The sequence below is a fragment of the Paucibacter sp. XJ19-41 genome (genome assembly GCF_028462495.1).
Lineage (GTDB): Bacteria > Pseudomonadota > Gammaproteobacteria > Burkholderiales > Burkholderiaceae_C > Roseateles_E.
Map to the genome: position 1 here is coordinate 1 of NZ_JAQOWX010000063.1, position 17090 is coordinate 17090.

19 protein-coding genes are annotated in these 17090 nt (G+C 68.3%); 12 read left to right on the forward strand and 7 right to left on the reverse strand.

Features of this window, described 5'->3' with window-relative positions:
* Positions 1-687, reverse strand: a 687-nt coding sequence (locus PO768_RS16595; protein WP_272646940.1) for a GntR family transcriptional regulator, incomplete at its 3' end; no start/stop codon positions are given.
* Between the two features lie 216 nt (positions 688-903).
* Here PO768_RS16595 and PO768_RS16600 point away from each other — a divergent pair.
* Positions 904-1377, forward strand: a complete 474-nt coding sequence (locus tag PO768_RS16600; protein ID WP_272646941.1) for a VOC family protein — start codon at positions 904-906, stop codon at positions 1375-1377.
* A gap of 2 nt (positions 1378-1379) precedes the next feature.
* Here the strand turns inward: PO768_RS16600 and PO768_RS16605 are convergent, their stop codons facing one another.
* The 5 genes from PO768_RS16605 to PO768_RS16625 form a co-directional block, all read right to left on the reverse strand.
* Positions 1380-2174 (reverse strand): hypothetical protein, encoded by a 795-nt coding sequence (locus PO768_RS16605; protein ID WP_272646942.1) that lies wholly within the window; start codon positions 2172-2174, stop codon positions 1380-1382.
* Positions 2175-2283: 109 nt separating this feature from the next.
* Entirely contained in the window at positions 2284-2775 is a 492-nt protein-coding gene (locus PO768_RS16610) for a hypothetical protein (RefSeq protein WP_137945694.1), read from the reverse strand.
* A 98-nt stretch (positions 2776-2873) separates the two neighbouring features.
* Positions 2874-5249 carry a bifunctional diguanylate cyclase/phosphodiesterase gene (locus PO768_RS16615; RefSeq protein WP_272646943.1) on the reverse strand — a complete coding sequence of 792 codons (2376 nt, stop codon included), beginning with the start codon at positions 5247-5249 and terminating at the stop codon, positions 2874-2876.
* A gap of 3 nt (positions 5250-5252) precedes the next feature.
* The gene (locus tag PO768_RS16620; RefSeq protein WP_171018480.1) at positions 5253-5783 is read right to left on the reverse strand and encodes a GAF domain-containing protein; all 531 of its coding nucleotides are present in this window, start codon (positions 5781-5783) and stop codon (positions 5253-5255) included.
* Positions 5784-5883: 100 nt separating this feature from the next.
* Positions 5884-6867, reverse strand: coding sequence for a 2-hydroxyacid dehydrogenase (locus PO768_RS16625; protein ID WP_272646944.1), 984 nt, complete (start codon positions 6865-6867; stop codon positions 5884-5886).
* Positions 6868-6981: 114 nt separating this feature from the next.
* Between PO768_RS16625 and PO768_RS16630 the strand changes: the two genes are divergently transcribed.
* Genes PO768_RS16630 through PO768_RS16670 form a run of 9 tightly spaced genes read left to right on the forward strand, consistent with a single transcriptional unit; the run spans position 6982 to position 13934 of the window.
* Positions 6982-7908, forward strand: a complete 927-nt coding sequence (locus tag PO768_RS16630; protein WP_272646945.1) for a fumarylacetoacetate hydrolase family protein — start codon at positions 6982-6984, stop codon at positions 7906-7908.
* 27 nt (positions 7909-7935) lie between these two features.
* Entirely contained in the window at positions 7936-8937 is a 1002-nt protein-coding gene (locus PO768_RS16635) for an ABC transporter substrate-binding protein (RefSeq protein ID WP_137945689.1), read from the forward strand.
* A 31-nt stretch (positions 8938-8968) separates the two neighbouring features.
* Positions 8969-9553, forward strand: a complete 585-nt coding sequence (locus PO768_RS16640) for a VOC family protein (RefSeq protein ID WP_272646946.1) — start codon at positions 8969-8971, stop codon at positions 9551-9553.
* Positions 9553-10308, forward strand: coding sequence for an ABC transporter permease (locus tag PO768_RS16645; RefSeq protein WP_272646947.1), 756 nt, complete (start codon positions 9553-9555; stop codon positions 10306-10308). Before PO768_RS16640 ends, PO768_RS16645 begins: the two co-directional genes overlap by 1 nt.
* Positions 10309-10319: 11 nt before the next feature.
* Positions 10320-11117, forward strand: a complete 798-nt coding sequence (locus PO768_RS16650) for an ABC transporter ATP-binding protein (protein WP_272646948.1) — start codon at positions 10320-10322, stop codon at positions 11115-11117.
* Positions 11118-11119: 2 nt separating this feature from the next.
* Positions 11120-12028 (forward strand): alpha/beta hydrolase, encoded by a 909-nt coding sequence (locus PO768_RS16655; protein WP_137945686.1) that lies wholly within the window; start codon positions 11120-11122, stop codon positions 12026-12028.
* 45 nt (positions 12029-12073) lie between these two features.
* On the forward strand, positions 12074-12973 hold the full coding sequence (locus tag PO768_RS16660; protein WP_272646949.1) for a dihydrodipicolinate synthase family protein: 900 nt from the start codon (positions 12074-12076) through the stop codon (positions 12971-12973).
* Positions 12970-13347: a RidA family protein gene (locus PO768_RS16665; RefSeq protein WP_272646950.1), complete on the forward strand. Its 378-nt coding sequence runs from the start codon at positions 12970-12972 to the stop codon at positions 13345-13347. The genes PO768_RS16660 and PO768_RS16665 overlap by 4 nt, the downstream gene beginning before the upstream one ends.
* Complete coding sequence (locus tag PO768_RS16670) at positions 13347-13934, forward strand: malonic semialdehyde reductase (protein WP_272646951.1); 588 nt, start codon at positions 13347-13349, stop codon at positions 13932-13934. Before PO768_RS16665 ends, PO768_RS16670 begins: the two co-directional genes overlap by 1 nt.
* 119 nt (positions 13935-14053) lie before the next feature.
* Here the strand turns inward: PO768_RS16670 and PO768_RS16675 are convergent, their stop codons facing one another.
* On the reverse strand, positions 14054-14524 hold the full coding sequence (locus tag PO768_RS16675; protein WP_269839791.1) for an Lrp/AsnC family transcriptional regulator: 471 nt from the start codon (positions 14522-14524) through the stop codon (positions 14054-14056).
* Between the two features lie 148 nt (positions 14525-14672).
* Between PO768_RS16675 and kynU the strand changes: the two genes are divergently transcribed.
* Both kynU and PO768_RS16685 read left to right on the forward strand, forming a co-directional pair.
* Positions 14673-15944 (forward strand): kynureninase, encoded by a 1272-nt coding sequence (gene kynU, locus PO768_RS16680; protein ID WP_272646952.1) that lies wholly within the window; start codon positions 14673-14675, stop codon positions 15942-15944.
* Between the two features lie 71 nt (positions 15945-16015).
* Positions 16016-17074: a porin gene (locus PO768_RS16685; protein ID WP_272646953.1), complete on the forward strand. Its 1059-nt coding sequence runs from the start codon at positions 16016-16018 to the stop codon at positions 17072-17074.
* Positions 17075-17090 lie beyond the last annotated feature (16 nt).

The window sequence follows — 17090 nt, forward strand, 5'->3', positions numbered from 1 at the left end:
GGCGCGGCGCGGGCGCGCGGCCGGCGCTGCCGCCGCCTCGCCGGCCTGCTGCTCGCGCAGCAGCTCCAGCACATTGATGGAGAGACGGGCCGTGTGGTTGCGCATCGCCTCGTAGGAGGCCTCGGCGTTCGACGCGACGATGGCCGCGATCACAGCCTGGTGCTCGTCGTGCGAGACGGTCAGCCGGCGCTCGACCTTTTTCTGCGCGGCACGGAACGGCGCCAGCCGCTCACGCAGACTGTCGAGCACGCCGGTCAGCGTGCGGTTCTGCGCGCCGGCGCCGATCAGCTGGTGGAACTGGTGATTCAGCTCCAGATAGCCGGCCTCGTCGCCGCGCGCCACGCAGTCCTCGCTCTGCTGCTGCAACATCTGCAGCTGCTTCTTCTGCACCGCGCTCATGCGCTCGGCGCTGATGCGGCAGCACAGCGCCTCCAGCTCCACCATCGCCTCCAGCATGTCGGACAGATCGCTCAGCCCGATGCTGCGCACGATGCCACCCTTGCGCGGCTGCAGATCGATCAGGCCGCGGGCAGCCAGCTCGCGCAGCGCCTCGCGGATCGGCGTGCGCGAGACCTGGAAGCGCTCGGCCAGCACCAGCTCCTCGAGCTTCTGGCCCGGCGGCAGTTTGCCGCTGACGATGTCCTCGGTCAGGCTGCGGCAGATGGCGGCGGATGCGTTATTGGCCATGCGTGATCAATCCCCGGGTGTGGGCTGCGCCAGCCCTTGTTCGTAGCGCCAGGCCAGGCGCGATGACAACGCGCAAGACCTGGCCCCGGGGATTTTAGCTGCGCCAGACACAAGACAGCCTTGTTTTGCGCTTATTGAATACACATTACTTATCATGTATACATATGATCTTGATCACCCGAACCACTCAACTACCCATCCACAGGAGACCCTCTCATGGCTAATGGCAAGCTGCGCCACATCGCGATCTCGGTGCCCGACCCCTGGGCCGTCGCACCCTTCTACATCGAGTCCTTCGGCCTGAAGAAGGTCGGCGAGACCGATTCCTCGCTGGCCCGCGGCATTTATCTCAGCGACGGCACCGTGACGATCGCGCTGCTGAAGTATAAGACCGACGAGGCCGCCGGCGAGCGCGGCCGCGGCTATGTGGGCCTGCACCATATCGGCTTCTGGCTCGACGAGATCAAGCAGGCGCGCGCCGAGTGCGAGGCCGCCGGCGGCACCTACTACATGGGCGAGGTGCCGGTGAAGGGCAACAGCTTCTACGAGGTCAAGTACCGCGACCCGAACGGCGTCATCATCGACCTGACCGACCACGGCTGGGGCGGCGCCTCCAAGGACGGTGGTACCCAGCCCGACGGCCCGGCGCTGCGGCATCCGGAACTGAAGGCCGAGCGCAGCGGGCTCTGAGCTCAGCTGCGCACCTCCAGATCGAAGGCCAGCAGCTTCCACTGGCCTTGTTCCAGCACATAGCGCTGCTCGAAGTCCACACGGCTCTTGCGCAGCTGGTAGTGCCCGGGCAGCACCAGCACGCCCTGGGCGTCGAGGCGGGCGGCCTCGATCTGCGGCTCGTGCTGGTTCAGCACGGTCAGGTCGCCGATATCGAACAGCGGGCGGTAGGCCTCGTCGAGCTTGGCGACGCTGAACTGCCGCTGCCACGTTTGCGAGATATTGCGGTGAAAACGCGCCATGCTGCGCTCGCGGGTCGAGACGGTGAACTCGTGCATCGCCAGCTTGACCATCTCGGCCTTGGCGCGCTCGTCGGGCAAGGCGGGCTGCGGAGTCGGCGTCGGCGTCGGCGTCGTGGCGTCGGCGATGCCGGCCGGGTCGCGCCCGATGGCCTGGATACGCCAGGCATCGCCTTCCTTGACCAGCGTGATGCTGACCGGGATGGAGGCGCCGCCCGCCGCCTCCAGCGTGCCGCGCAGCTCACCGCGCGCGCCGCTGACCTTGCGCTCCGACCAGCTGGTGCCGGCAATATCGCTCATGCCCTGGCTGCGCAGCTGGCGCGTCAGGCCTTCTTCACCGAGGCTGTCGCGCAGCTCGCGGGCCAGCAGCGCGCGTGCGCCGGCCATGTCGTGCTGGCGTGCGGCGCTGAAGAACTGGTCGGCGGTGCTGGCCAGGCCGGCGGTCAAGTACAGACCGGCGCCGACCGCGACGGTGGCCAGGCCCAGCAGGGCGACAGCGATCTTTTTCCAGGGTTTCATGGCAATGCTCCTTGTAAGAGGGGCAGTGTCAGAAGCCGAGGTATCGGCCGCGCTTCGCGCCGCGTATCGCTGTGTTTCTTATGTTGTCAGGGCACCGGCCCTCACGGCATCAAGCGCCGCGCGCGGCGCGGCCGGCGTCGAGCTGGGCGCGCAGCTCTGCGACCTCGGCGGCCAGGTTGTCGCGCGCGGTGACCGCGCCGACCAGCTCCATCTCGGCGGCCAGGCGCGCATCGGACTCGCCCGCTGCGCTCGCCAGCTGGCGCTCGAGCTGGCGGCGCAGCTCGGCGAGCTGGGCGTCCTTGCCCTCGATGGCCAGCTGATCCTTGGCCTTGCCGACCAGGGCGTTGGAGGCGATATCGCGGGCATGGCGCAGTTCCACCGTCAGCCGCTCGATGCTGGCATCGCGCTCCGCCAGCTGGGTCAAGGCCTGCTCGTTCGACTGCCGCAGTGCGGCCAGTTCGCCCTCTGTTTGCGCCAGGCTGTCACGCAGCGGCGCCGCCGCGTCCTCGGCCAACTGCCGGGCCCAGTCGCTCAGGGCAGCCGTGATCGACGCGGGGATAGGGGCGGCAGCGCCGTCGGCGGGGAGTTCTTGGCCTGACATATCGATTCAAATTCCGTAGGGAGTGGAGGTGCGGCCTGTCAATCAGTGCTTGGCGGGTTTGTTCATCAGGATAGAGGCGACGGTTCGGCCACTTTTCTTTAACGCGAGGGCTGCGACGCCGCCAGCTGCAGCAGCGCGCGGAACGCCGGTTCGGCCATCGGCTTGTGGAACAGCCAGCCCTGGGCGGCGCCGCAGCCCAGGACACGCAGGGCCTGCAGCTGCTGCTCGGTCTCGACGCCCTCGGCCACCACCGCCAGACCCAGGGTGCGGGCCAGGCTCAGGATGGCGCTGGCGATCGCGCGGTCGTCGGCATGGTCGGCGATGCCGTTGACAAAGCTGCGGTCGATCTTGAGCTCGCTGATCGGCATGCGCTTCAGATAGGACAGCGAGGAGTAGCCGGTGCCGAAGTCATCGATGCTGATCTTGAAGCCCAGCCCGGTCAGCTCGGCCAGCACCTGCAGGCCGGCCTCGCCGCGCTCCATCAGCGTGCCCTCGGTCAGCTCGATGATGATGCTGGCCGGCGCCAGGCCGCAACGGGCCAGGCTGTCGCTGAGCCAGCCGGCGAAGCCGCTGCCGCGCAGCTGGCTGGGCGAGACATTGATCGCGATCGGCGGCACCACCAGGCCGGCTTCGCGCCAGGCCACGATGTCGGCGATGGTGCGCATCAGCACCAGCTCGCCGATGCCGGCGACGATGCCGGAGCGCTCGGCCAGCGGGATGAACTCGGCCGGCGAGACCGGACCCAGCTCCGCATCGGTCCAGCGTACCAGGGCCTCGGCCCCGATCAGCGCGCCGTCGGCGATACGGATCTTGGGCTGGTAATGCACACCCAGCTGGCGCTGCGCAATGGCGCGGCGCAAATGGGTCAGCAGGGTCAGGTCGCGCTGCAGGGCCTGCTTGATGTCCTGGGCGAAGTACTGGAACTGGTTCTTGCCCAGCTCCTTGGCACGGTACATCGCGGCATCGGCAGCGCGCAGCAGGCTGGTCGAATCGTCGCCATCGCCGGGGAACTGGCTGATGCCTATGCTGGCGCTCACATAGAGCTCGTGGCCCAGGCACTGGAAGGGCTGGCTCAAGGCGGTGACGATGCGCTCGCACACCGTGTTGACCTGCAGCGCATCGATGTTCTCCAGCAGCGCGGCAAACTCGTCGCCACCGAGGCGCGCGATGGTGTCGATATCGCGCAGGCAGTCGAGCAGGCGCTGCGACACATCCATCAGCAGTGCATCGCCGACCTCGTGGCCCAGCGTATCGTTGATGGTCTTGAAGTTGTCCAGATCGATGAACAGCACGGCCAGCACATGCTGCTCGCGCTGCGCCAGCGCGATCGCCTGGCGCAGCCGCTGCTGCAGCCGGGCCCGGTTGGGCAGGCCGGTCAGATCGTCCTCATGGGCCATGCGGCGCAGATGCTGCTCGGCGCGCATGCGCTGGATCTCGGTACTGGCCCGCACCGCCAGCAGCTCCATCAGCTCGGTGGCCAGGCGGCTGTCGGGCAGGCTGGCGCGGCCCAGCACGGCCAGCACGCCGATCGCCGTGCCGCGGATATCGAACAGCGGCACACCGACATAGCTCTCGGCCACCAGCCCCTGCAGCAGCGCGGCCTGCGGATAGCGCCGGCTGAGCCCCTCGGGCACGACCAGACTCTGCCGGCCCACCACCTCGGCGCAGGGCATCTGGGCGATCACATAGCTGAGGTTGTTCTGCTGCTGCCCATCGCAGCAAAAGGCCAGCGTGCGGGCGCTGGCACCGCCCGGCGCCTCCAGCACCGCGACGAAAGCATGGTCGCCGCCGAACAGCCGCACCAGCTGCTGCACCAGATTGCGGAAATAGGCCTCGCCATAGCTGCCCGAGCCGCCGACGGCCAGTTCGCGCAAGACCTGCTCCAGGCGATGGCTCTGGTCCAGCTCGCGCTCCAGCCGGCTGTTGACACGCTGCAGCTCCTGGGTGCGCGCCTGTATCAGCGACTCCAGCGATGCCGCGCGCTGATCGACCGCGCGGACAAAGTGCAGCGCGCGGAAATCGCTCTCGATCAGCTGGCGCAGCTGGCCCAGCAAGCCCTGCATGGCCGCCGAGCGGGGTGCCGCCTCGCGCGCCAGCACGCACAGCGTGCCGTACACCGTCTTGTCCGGCCACAGCAGGGGCACGCCCATATAGGCCCGCATCTGGCCGTTGGCAGCCAGCCGCGGCCGCCACAGCGGGTCCTGCTCCGCATCATCCACCGTCAGCGCGGCGCGCCCGGCGACCACCGCCGCGCAATAGGCCTCGGCCGGCAACAGCCGTTCGTCGCCGGCCTCGAACAGCGGAGCGTCCGAGCGACTGGCGACTTGCACCCGCAGGCCCGCCGGGCCGACGCAGCTGATCAGTGCGGCATCGGCCGCATACACCTCGGCCAGCAGATCGACCAGGCGCTGCCATTTGCGCAGATACAGGCCAGGGACCTGGTGCGGCTGCGGGCTGCCGCTATCGAGGTCCATCACTCAGTGCGGGCAAAGCCGCCGCACATCGGCCTCGAAGGCCTGCAGCCGCGCCTCGTTCTGGGCCTCGCGCTCCAGCTTGCAGATGACCCGGAAGTCGCCCTCGATCAGCTGCTTCAGCCCGCGCAGCAGCTGCTCGGACGGCGGCATGAAGTCGCGCGTCTTGCGGTCCAGCACGCAGACGGTGCCGAAGATGCTGTCATCGGGCCAGACCAGCGGAACGCCCAGATAGCTGATCATGTTCAGCTTGATGTCCGGGTTGTTCATCCATGCCGGATCCTGCAAGGCATTGGGCACCCGCAGCGATTCGCGCGTGGCCATCACCGTCTCGCAGTAAAGCCCGGTGCCGAGATCGGCCTTCTCATGCTCCTCGTAGGGATTGTCATCGCCGAGGCTGGAGATCAGCACCTCGATCTGCTCGGGCCAGACCCGCATCACCAGCGCGGCCGGCACCTGCACCGCGGCCGCCACCAGATCGGCCGACTGCTGCCAGCGCTCCATATATTCCTGCGGGACATCTTTTTTCTCGTACATCGCGAGCTCCCTTGCTGCCACGCCGTTCTGCGGCGCTGCCGGCGGCGGCCACCGGCGGCCGCTGGAGCATGCTACGCCCGGCCTGGGCCGGGCGGCAAATCTAGACGGCAGCGACCTCCGTCAGCGGCCCGCTGCCGGCAAAGAAGCCTTGCAGATTTGCGATCGCGTTCTCCACCTGGGCACGCTGGGCGGCCGGCGAGCGGCCCGAGACATGGGGGGTCAGCAGCACCCGGGGCGAGGCGGCCAGCGCGGCCGGCACGGCGGGCTCGCTCTCCAGCACATCGAGCCCGGCGCCGGCGATCTCGCCGGCCTCCAGCGCCGCGATCAGCGCGGCCGTGTCGAGCACCGAGCCGCGCGCGATATTGACCAGATAGCCGGCCGGCCCGAGCGCGCGCAAGACCTCGCGACCGACCAGATGGCGGGTGGCCGGGCCGCCGGGACAGGCCAGCACCAGGAAGTCGGACTCGGCGGCCAGGGTGGTCAGCGCGGCCACATGGCGATAGGGCAGCTCGGCGCGCGGCGTTCGCGCGGTGTAGGCGATCTGCATGTCAAAGGCTTCGGCGCGGCGCGCGATCTGCTGGCCGATATGGCCCAGGCCTAGCAGGCCCAGGCGGGCGCCGTTCAGGGTCGGGCGGGCGGCGCGGCTGGCCTCCCAGTCGCCGCGCTTGACGGCCGCATCGAGCCCGACGAAGCCGCGCGCCAGCGCCAGCATCAGGCCCAGCGCATGGTCGGCCACGGTGGCGTTGTTGACACCCGGCGCATGCGTGACCGCGATGCCGCGCGCGCGCGCCGCCGCCAGGTCAATGTTCTCGTAGCCGGCGCCGAAGCTGGCGACCAGGCCCAGCGCCGGCAGCCGCGCCATCGCGGCCGCGCTCAGGCCGGTGCTGCCATTGCTGAGCACTGCGCGCAGCCGGCCCAGCCGCGCCTCGCCCAGGCGCGCCCGCAGTGTGTCGAGGGCCTCGGTATCGCGCAGGCCGGCCGGCTCGTAGATCAGCGCATAGCGCGCGTCCAGCGCCGCCAGCGCCTCGGGCTGCAGGGGGATCAGGACCAGCAGCGGCTCGCGGTCAGGCTGGGCATCGTTCATGGTCATCGCATCGCTTTCATGTAGGTGACTTCCCGAAGTCGTCGCTTGAATTGCTTGTTATGTATACATGCAAATGATATTGTATTCACAACAACAAACCGAGGACCACGACCGATGCACAACAACTGGTACGCCATCGCCTCCTATGAGCAGGGCGCCGGCCCACGCGCCGCCCTGGTGCTGGACGAGCAGCTCTATGACGCCGCCGCGCTGGGCGCCGAGGCCAACCCGCTGCTGCTGGGCAGCCAGCATGTGATCACGCAGTGGGAGCAGCAGCGTGCCGCAGTCGATGCGCTGGCGCGGCGCCTGCATGCCGAGCGCGCCGCCGGCCGCGCCCGGCCGCTGACCCCGGGCAGCTACAAGCTGCTGGTGCCCTACCAGCCGGGCCGCATCTTCGGCGCCGCGTCCAACTACTACGAGCATGCGGCCGAGATGGGCACCCAGCTGATCGCGCGCAGCGAGAGCGCGCCGTACTGCTTCATGAAGGCCGAGAGCAGCGTGATCGCCACCGAGGAGGATGTGGTCAAGCCGGCCACGACGCACAAGCTCGACTGGGAGGTGGAGCTGGGCGTGATCATCGGCCGCAGCTGCCGCCATGTCTCGGTCGAGCAGGCCCATGAGGTGATCGCCGGCTACACGGTGTTCAACGACATCAGCGCGCGCGACCTGAATCGCCGCAGCGACTATCCCTTCACCCACGACTGGTTCCGCGGCAAGAGCTTCGACACCTTCGGTCCAATGGGGCCCTGGGTGGTGCCGGCACAATGCATCGCCGAGCCGCAGAAGCTGCGCATGCGGCTGGCGGTCAACGACGAGCTGATGCAGAACGACACGGCCGAGGGCATGATCTTCAATATCGCCGAGCAGATCGCCTATCTGTCGTCGATGCTGACCTTGCGCCCCGGCGACCTGATCGCCACCGGCACGCCCACCGGCGTCGGCATGGGCCAGGGCAGGTTTCTGCAGCCCGGCGATGTGATGACGGCCAGCATCGAGCAGATCGGCACCCTGCGCAACCGCGTCGTCGCGGCCGCGCTCTGAACCTCCCACCCCAGCCAAGGAAGCCCCATGCCCTCTTCCATCACCGTCCTGCGCGGCCTCGCCCTCGCGCTGGCCTGCGCTGCAGGCAGCGCGCTTGCGCAAGACAAGGTCAAGTTCAACCTGGCCTGGCTGCCCCAGGGCAGCACCGGCGGCGTGCTGGTGGCCGCCGCCAAGGGCTATTACGCCGAGGCCGGCCTCGAGGTGCAGGCCCAGCGCGGCTACGGCGGCCAGCGCACCGTCAACGAGATCGACCAGGGCCTGTTCGAGTTCGGCTACGGCGACCCGATCAGCGTGATGCTGAACCGCGCCAACGGCGGCAAGACCGTGATGGTGGGCGCGATCAACACGGTGTGGCCGGCGGCGCTGTGCTATTTGCAGGACGGCAAGCGCAAGCCGCTGCGCAGCATGGCCGATCTGAAGGGCCTGAGCCTGGGCGGCGGCGCGGCCTCGCCCTTGCAGAACATCGTGCCGGCCTGGCTGGCCGCCAACGGCCTGCCGGCCGACCATCTGAAGCTGCTGCGCCTGGACCCCACCGTGATCAACCCCTCCTTCCTGCAGGGCAAGATCGACCTGGCCGAATGCTGGGAGGGCGCCAACAAGCCGCTGCTGGAATCGCTGGTGGCGCGCGAGGGCAAGAAGCTCGGCGCCCTGCCCTACCGCGACTTCAATCTGAACATCTACGGCAACGGCCTCGTCACCAGCGAGAAGCTGATCGAGAGCAATCCGGATCTGGTCCGGCGCTTCGTCAAGGCCACCTACCGCGGCTATGAGCTGATGCGCAAGAACCCCGAGGAGGCGGCCGACCTGATCGTCGCCGGCAACAAGCTGCTGAACCGCGACATCCTGCTGCAGCAGATCAAGGAAACCACGGCCATCATCAGCGACCCGGCGGCCGACAACAAGAAGCCCGGCTATATCCGCGCCGACCGTATGCATGGCACGGTGGAGTTCGCGAAGAAGGCCTTCAATGTGACGGCCGCCGTACGCGGCGCCGAGATCTACACCAACCGCTTCGTCATCGGCGACTGAAGCGCGCAGACCCAAGCAGGAGCAGACAAGCATGGAGACAAGAGCAAGCCTGAGACCGCGCCGCCTCGGCCATATCGTGCTGATGGTGCGCGACATCCACGCCTCGGTGCGCTTCTACACCGAGGTGATGGGGCTGACCGTGTCGGACTGGATCAGCGACCAGATGGTGTTTCTGCGCGCCAGCAGCGACCACCACGACCTGGCGTTGTCGCAGATTCCCAAGGACTCGGCGGCGCTGAACGATCTGCCGCGCTACGACCGCCCCGGGGTCGAGCATTTCTCCTATCTGGTCGACGATATGGCCGAGATGGAGCGCTCTGTGGCCGTGCTGCAGGCCCATGGCGTCGAGATCGTGCGCGGCATCGGCAAGCACGGGCCCGGCGAGAACCTGTTCCTGGTCTTCAAGGACCCGGACGGCAACAACGTCGAGCTCTATTGCGAGATGACCCAGATCACGGCCGAGCGGCCCTACGAGGCCAGGGTCTGGGAGCGCAATATCGAATCGTTCGATCAATTCCGCTTCGAGCGCTTTGTCGTGCCGCCGCCGGCCGCCGTGGTCGCAGCCAAGCAGGGCGACGCCAAGACCGACAAGACCGGTGAAGAGGGTCAGCCCTGATGAACGCGATGCTGAAGCGCTGGCTGGAGACGCTGGCGTTCTGGGGCTTGCTGGCACTGTTGTGGGAGTTCGGCGTCGGCTGGCTGGGGATACGCCGCTACCTGCTGCCGCCGCTGTCCGATGTGCTACTGGCCGGCTGGAATGCCCGCAGCGCCTTGCTGGAAAACACCTGGGTGACGCTGCTGGAGGTGCTGGTGGGCTTTGCGGCCGCAGTGCTGGGTGGCGTGCTGCTGGGCGTGCTGATCCATCTGAGCGGCTTTGCCCGCCGCACCCTCTATCCGCTGATCACCGCGCTGCAAAGCATGCCCAAGATCGCGCTGGCGCCGCTGATGATCGTCTGGTTCGGCTATGGCTTCGGTTCCAAGGTGGCGGCCACGTTTTTGTTTGCCTTCTTCCCCATCGTGATCGCGACCTTGGGCGGCATGCAGAACGTGGCCATCAATCTGGACGAGCATTTCCGCGCGCTGGGTGCCTCGCGCCTGGACACCTTCTGGCGGCTGCAGGTGCCGGCGGCGCTGCCGGCCTTTGTCGACGGCATCAAGATCGCGATGCCGCTGGCCGTGATCGGCGCCATCGTCGGCGAGTTCATCGGCGCCGAGCAAGGCCTGGGCCATCTGATGACCATGGCCACCGCGAATGCACAGACCGATCTGATGTTTGCCGCCATCCTGACCATCACCGCGCTGGCCGTGCTGCTGTATGCGGCGGTCGAACGCCTGGCCAAGGCCGTCTGGTGGCGTGGCATCTCTTTCTAAGGTGAGCCCTGATGTTGCATCAAGTCCTTCCCAAGCCGGTGGCCGTACCGAGCCTGCCTGCGATAAGCGCACGCGCGGTGCTGAAGACCTTTGCCGGCAAGCACGAGGTCAAGGCGCTGGAGGCGGTGGATCTGGAGATCCGGCCCCATGAGTTCGTCTCAATCCTCGGCCCCAGCGGCTGCGGCAAGAGCACGCTGCTGCGTATCGTCGCCGGGCTGACGCCTTACGAGGGCGGCGAGGTGCTGGTGAACCAGCGGCCGGTCAAGGGGCCCAGCCCCGAGATCGGCGTGGTGTTCCAGAGCAGCAATATGCTGCCCTGGCTGACCGTCGGCCAGAACATCGCGCTGGGCGCCAAGCTGCGCAAGATCCCCGAGGCCCAGGCCGCGCCCAAGATCGCCGAGCTGATCGCGATGCTGGGGCTCAAGGGCTTCGAGAACAACCACCCGCACCAGCTCAGCGGCGGCATGCGCCAGCGCGCCGCCATCGGCCAGATCCTCGCGCTGGACCCGCAGATCCTGCTGATGGACGAGCCCTTCGGCGCGCTCGATGCGCTGACCCGCGACAAGCTCAATGTCGAGCTGCTGCGCATCTGGCAGGAGCAGCGTCAGACCGTGCTGCTGGTGACGCACAGCATCTCCGAGGCGGTGTTCCTGTCGGACCGGGTGCTGGTGATGTCGGGCCGGCCGGGCAAGGTGGTGCGCGAGGTCACCATCGATCTGCCGCGCCCGCGCCGGCCCGAGACGATCAAAGCCCATCCCCGCTATGCCGAGTACATGGCCGAGCTGTCGCAGTTGATGGGCGTCTACTGATCATGCTCAAGCAGCTGCTGCGCGAGATCGGCCCGCGCTGGGCCGAGGACATCAACAAGCACCGCGCCCAGATCGTCGAGGCCTATACGCCGCTGCTGGCCGCGAACCCGCTGCCGGGGCTGGAAGTCACGCGCGACATCGCCTACGGCGCGCATGGCCGCCAGCGCCTCGACATCTATCAGGGCCGCGAGGCCCGCAGCGCCGACGCGCGCCTGCCCATCATGGTCTTCGTCCACGGCGGCGCTTTCCTGCGCGGGCAGAAGGACAGCAATGCGCAGGTCTATGGCAATGTGGCGCGCTTCTTCGCGCGCCACGGCTTTGTCGGCGTCAATATCGAATACCGGCTGGCGCCCGAGGCGCCGTTCCCGGCCGGCGCGCAAGACCTGGCCCTGGCGCTGGACTGGCTGCGCGCCAACGCGGCCGGCTTTGGCGGCGACGCGCGGCGCATGCTGCTGATCGGCCATTCGGCCGGCGGCGCCCATGTGGCCAGCCTGCTCGCCGACCCGCGCCTGCAGCCGCTGGCCGGCCCCCTGATGACGCATATCGCCGGCGCGGTGCTGATAAGCGCGCGGCTGCGCGCCGATCAGCGCGCCGACAACCCGAACGCGGCCGGCGTGCGCGCCTATTTCGGCACGGACGAGAGTCGCTACGAGGCCGATTCGCCGGTCAGCCATGCCGCGCATCTGCAAGTGCCGCTGCTGCTGGCGGTGGCCCAGCACGAGAACCCCTGGCTCGATGTCTATGCGATGGAGTTCGCCCACCGCGTCGGCCTCGCGCAGGGCCGCAGCCCGCAGCTGGTCTGGGTGCCCGAGCACAACCATACCTCCATCGTCGCCCATCTCGACAGCGGCATCGGCGACGACGGCTTCGGCCAGCGCCTCTTGAGCTTCGCGCGCGGCCTGAGCCCCTAGCCGGCGCCCGCCCACTCTTCCCTTCTTTCTGCTGGAGTTCTGCCCATGGTCAACGATGTCCTGACCGGCGCGTTCGCGCCCGTCGTCACCCCTTTCCTGTCCGATGGCCGGCCCGATGTGGACCGCTTCATCGCCCATTGCCGCTGGCTGCTGGCGCAGGGCGCGGGGTTGGCGCCCTTCGGCACCAATAGCGAGGCCAACTCGATGAGCGCCCTCGAACGCATGGCCTTGCTGGACGCGCTGATCGATGCCGGCCTGCCGCCGGCCCGCATGCTGCCCGGCACCGGCGCCTGCTCGGCCCCCGAAGCCGCCCAGCTGTCGCGCCATGCGGTGCAGCGCGGCTGCGCCGGCGTGCTGATGCTGCCGCCCTTCTTCTACAAAGGCATCAGCGACGATGGCCTTTACGCCTTCTACGCCGAGGTGATCGCACGCATCGCCGATCCGCGCCTGCGCCTGTACCTGTATCACATCCCCGCGCTATCGGGCGTGCCGATCAGCCATGGCGTGATCGAGCGCCTGCTGCGCGACTTTCCCGGCATCGTCGTCGGCATCAAGGACAGCTCGGGCGACTGGGACAATCTGCGCACGATGCTGGAGCGCTTCCCCGAGCTGGCGATTTTCCCGGCCTCAGAGAGCTTCATCTCGCGCACCCGGCCGCTGGGCGCGCGCGGCTGCATCTCGGCCACGGTCAATATCAACCCGGGGCCGATCAGCCGGCTGGTCACGCAGTGGGACGGCCCCGAGGGTCAGGTCTTGCAGGCCGGTGTCGACAGGGTGCGCCAGATCGCCCAGGCCCGGCCGATGATTGCCGCGCTGAAGGAGGTGCTGGCCGAGGGCCTGGGCGAGCCGGGCTGGCGCCGTGTGCGTGCGCCGCTGGTAGGCCTGGCGCCCGAGGCCGCGCAGGCCCTGCATGCCGAGCTGGCCGAGGCCGGCTTCAAGCTGTGAGCGCCGGCGCCGGCATCGCGCCGCTGGGCAACTATCCGGCGCTGCGGCGGCGCGGCCCCTGGCTCTTCGTCTCGGGCATGAGCGCACGCCAGGCCGACGGCTCGGTGCCCGGCGATGCGGCCCGCCAGACCCGGCTGGTGATCGAGAAGATCCGCGCGGCACTGGCGGCCGAAGGCGCCGATCTCTCTCACTGCGTCAGCCTGAGCTGCTATCTGGTCGACATGGCCGACTTCGCCGCCTACAACGCCGCCTACGCCGAGTTCTTCCCCGACCTCAGCGGCCCGGCCCGCACCACGGTGGCGGTGCACCAGCTGCCGCATCCGGACATGCGTGTTGAAATCACCGCCACCGCCTGCTTGCTGGAGGACTGCTGATGCCAAGACTCGATGACGCCGCACTGGACTTGCTGTTCCGCAGCGCGCGCAGCCACAACGCCTGGCTGGACAAGCCGGTCAGTGCAGCCCAGCTGCATGAGCTTTACGAGCTGATGAAGCTGGGGCCCACCAGCTCCAACGGCTCGCCGGCCCGCCTGGTCTTCGTCCACAGCGCGGCGGCCAAGGCTCGGCTGGTGCCGTTGATGGCGCCGGGCAACCAGGCCAAGGTGCAGGCGGCACCGGTGAGCGTGCTGATAGCCTACGACAAGCGCTTTCACGAGCGGCTGCCCCAGCTGTTCCCGCACAACCCGGACGCCGCCGCGCCGTTCGCAGCCAACCCGGCGCTGGCCGAGGCCACCGCCTTTCGCAACAGCAGCCTGCAAGGCGCCTACCTGATGCTGGCGGCGCGCGCGCTGGGGCTGGACTGCGGGCCGATGTCGGGCTTCGATGCGGCCGGCGTCAACCGCGAGTTCTTCGGCGGCGAGGTGGTGGTGAACTTCATCTGCTGCCTGGGCTATGGGGATGCGGCGGGCCTGTTTCCAAGGCATCCGCGCCTCGACTTCGATACGGCCTGCCAGTTGCTGTGAGGTGATGGGGTTGGCGCTGGATCAGGCCGCCTGGGTGTCCTGCACCGCTCCTGCCCGGGCCTCAGGCCCGGGCAGGAGCAGAGTCGCTCACCCGCTGCTCCCGGCACCCGCCCCGCAGCTCAAGCAGGAATCGGCAGCCCATCCAGCCCCTTGACCTCCTGCAGCGAGAAGCTGGTCCTGACCATCTTGACGCCCGGCAGTCGGCGCAGCTTGTGCTGCATCAGCGCCGAGTAGGCATCCAGGTCCTGGGCCACGACCACCAGCACAAAGTCCTCGGGGCCGGAGACGCCGTGGCACATCACGACCTCGGGGATGTCGCGCACCGCGCGCTCGAAGTCCAGCGAGTGGCCCTCGTCCTGGCCCTCGATGCTGATGGTCACGAAGGCCATCACCCCATAGCCCAGCGCGCGCCGGTCCAGCCGCGCGTGATAGCCGGCGATCAGGCCGGCATCTTCGAGCCGCTTGATGCGGCGCCAGCAGGGCGATTGCGAGAGCTGGGTCTGCTGCGCCAGCTCAGAGGTGGTCAGCCGGGCATTGGCCTGCAGGGCTTGCAGCAACAGTCGGTCGGTCGGGTCGATCTCTACTTGCATAAAAAAATCTCCTGAAGCCAGCTTACGGGATCAATTTGCCCCAAACAAGCATGGGTAGGGTTAGCAGGGTGATAAACAAGACGTGCAATGCATAGACTGGCCTTGTTGTATACATAAACACGAATGCAAATACAGCATTCCAGCTCATATGAACTCTGCCCTGCCCTCTGTTGCCACCCGCGCGCTGACCCGCGCCGACTGCCAGGCCCTCGACGCCCGTGATCCGCTGGCCGCCTGCCGCGCGCGCTTCGCACTGCCCGAGGGCGTGATCTATCTGGACGGCAACTCGCTGGGCGCGATGCCGCGCGCGGTGCCGGCGCGCATGCAGCGCGCGATCGAGCAGGAATGGGCCGTGGGCCTGATCCGCTCCTGGAACGATGCCGACTGGTATCCGGCGCCGCAGCGGGTCGGTGGCCAGGTGGCGGCGCTGATCGGCGCGGCGGCCGACGAGGTCATCATGGCCGACTCGACCTCGGTCAACCTCTTCAAGGTGCTGGTCGCGGCGCTGCGCCTGCGGCCCGGCCGCAAGATCATCCTGGGCGAGAACGCCAACTTCCCGACCGACGCCTATGTGGCCGGCGGCGTGGCCGAGCTGATGGGGGCGGAGTTTCGCGCCGTCGACGCCGATGCGGTGCTGGCCGCGCTGGACCAGTACGGCCAGGACGTGGCCATCGCCTCGCTGACCCATGTCAACTACAAGAGCGGCCAGGTCTACGACATGGCGGCCATCACGCGGCGCGCCCACGAGGTCGGCGCGCTGGTGGTCTGGGACCTGTGCCACACGGCCGGCGCGATGCCTTGCGAGCTGAACGCCTGCGAGGCGGACTTCGCGGTGGGCTGCGGCTACAAATACCTGAACGGCGGCCCCGGTGCGCCGGCCTTTGTGTTCGTCGCGCGGCGCCACCAGGCCGCCGTGCAGCAGCCGCTGACCGGCTGGCATGGCCATGCCAAGCCCTTCGCCTTTGGCCAGACCTATGCGCCAGGCGCCGGCATGGACCGCATGCTGGTCGGCACCGCGCCGCAGCTGGGCCTGATCTCGCTGGAGGCGGCGCTGACGGCCTTTGACGGCGTGGACCTGCAGCTGCTGCGCGCCAAGAGCCTGTCGCTGACCGAAACCTTCATCGCGCTGGTCGACCAGCAGCTGGCCGGCCAGGGCTTCGGCCTGGCGACGCCGCGCGACCCGGCACTGCGCGGCAGCCAGGTCTCGCTGACCCATGAGCAGGGCTACGCCATCGTCCAAGCCCTGATCGCGCGCGGCGTGATCGGCGACTTCCGCGCCCCCGACATCCTGCGCTTCGGCTTTGCCGCGCTCTACCTCAGCCACGCCGATGTCTGGGACGCGGTGACCGCGCTGCAGACCGTGATGGCCCGGCGCGAATGGGCGCTGCCCGAGCACCAGGCCAAGAAGGCAGTGACCTGAGTTTTTCCGTTTCCCTCCCTCCCCGCACTCTCCCTGCGCCTCCTCTTACCTACCCCGTCCAGGAGCTTCCCATGAAGATGAAGTTGAAGAAGAGAAGTATCAAGAAGAGTGTGTGGCCGCTGGCCGCCGCGCTGGCCGCCGGCCCGGCGCTGGCCCAGGTGACGCTGTCCGGCTTCGTCGACATCAATATGGAGCACGCCAAGTCCGGCGGCAAATCCATCAAAGGCCTCAGCTCCGGCGGCCTGAACACCTCGCGACTGCAGTTCAAGGCGCAGGAAGACCTGGGCGGCGGCCTCAAGGTCACGGCCGTGCACGAGATCACCTTGAAGGCCGACAGCGGCCAGCAGGGCTCGCCGCGCCACACCTATGCGCAGATCGGCTCCAAGGACTGGGGCGAGCTCAGCGCCGGCCGCCGCGATCTGCCCTCGGCCGAGATGTATGGCTATATCGACCCGACCTACTCGGGCGACTACAGCCCGATCAGCAACACCATGCTGTACTACGCACCCTGGCGCGAGAGCAACGGCCTGTTCTACACGACGCCGCGCATCGCCAACTTCCAGGCCCGGCTGGCCGCCACCGCCGGCCGCGAAGACGGCAGCAAGGACGCCCAGGTGCGCAGCGCCGCCCTCGACTATTTCGCCGGCGATCTCTACCTGATGGCCGCGGTCGACCAGCAGCACCGCCGCGATCTGTCCGACGCCAAGCAGATGCGACGCTCGCGCGACTACTACCTGGGCGGCGTCTACAGCGTCAGCAGCGCGCTGGACCTGACCTTTCTCTACCACCGCTACAACGGCTATTACGCCTACCCGCCCTATGCGGACTTCACATCCAAGGGCCAGGACCTGCAGCTGGGCCTGCGCTACGAGTTCAACGCCCAGCAGCGCGTGTTCGCCAGCGTCGTGCGCAAGAACGACAAGCTCGACGCCGCGCTGTCCGACGCCACCAGCTGGGTGGCCGGCTATCTCTACGGCTTCTCCAAGCGCACCGACCTCTACGCCATCGTCGGCGCGGTCAAGCATGCGCGCGACTCGGACATGCGCTTCCCGGTGAGCTTCAACCACGCCAACCCGCTGTCCAACGAAAACCCGCGCGGCCTGCAGCTGGGCCTGCGCCACAAATTCTGATCGAGGAGATCCCGTC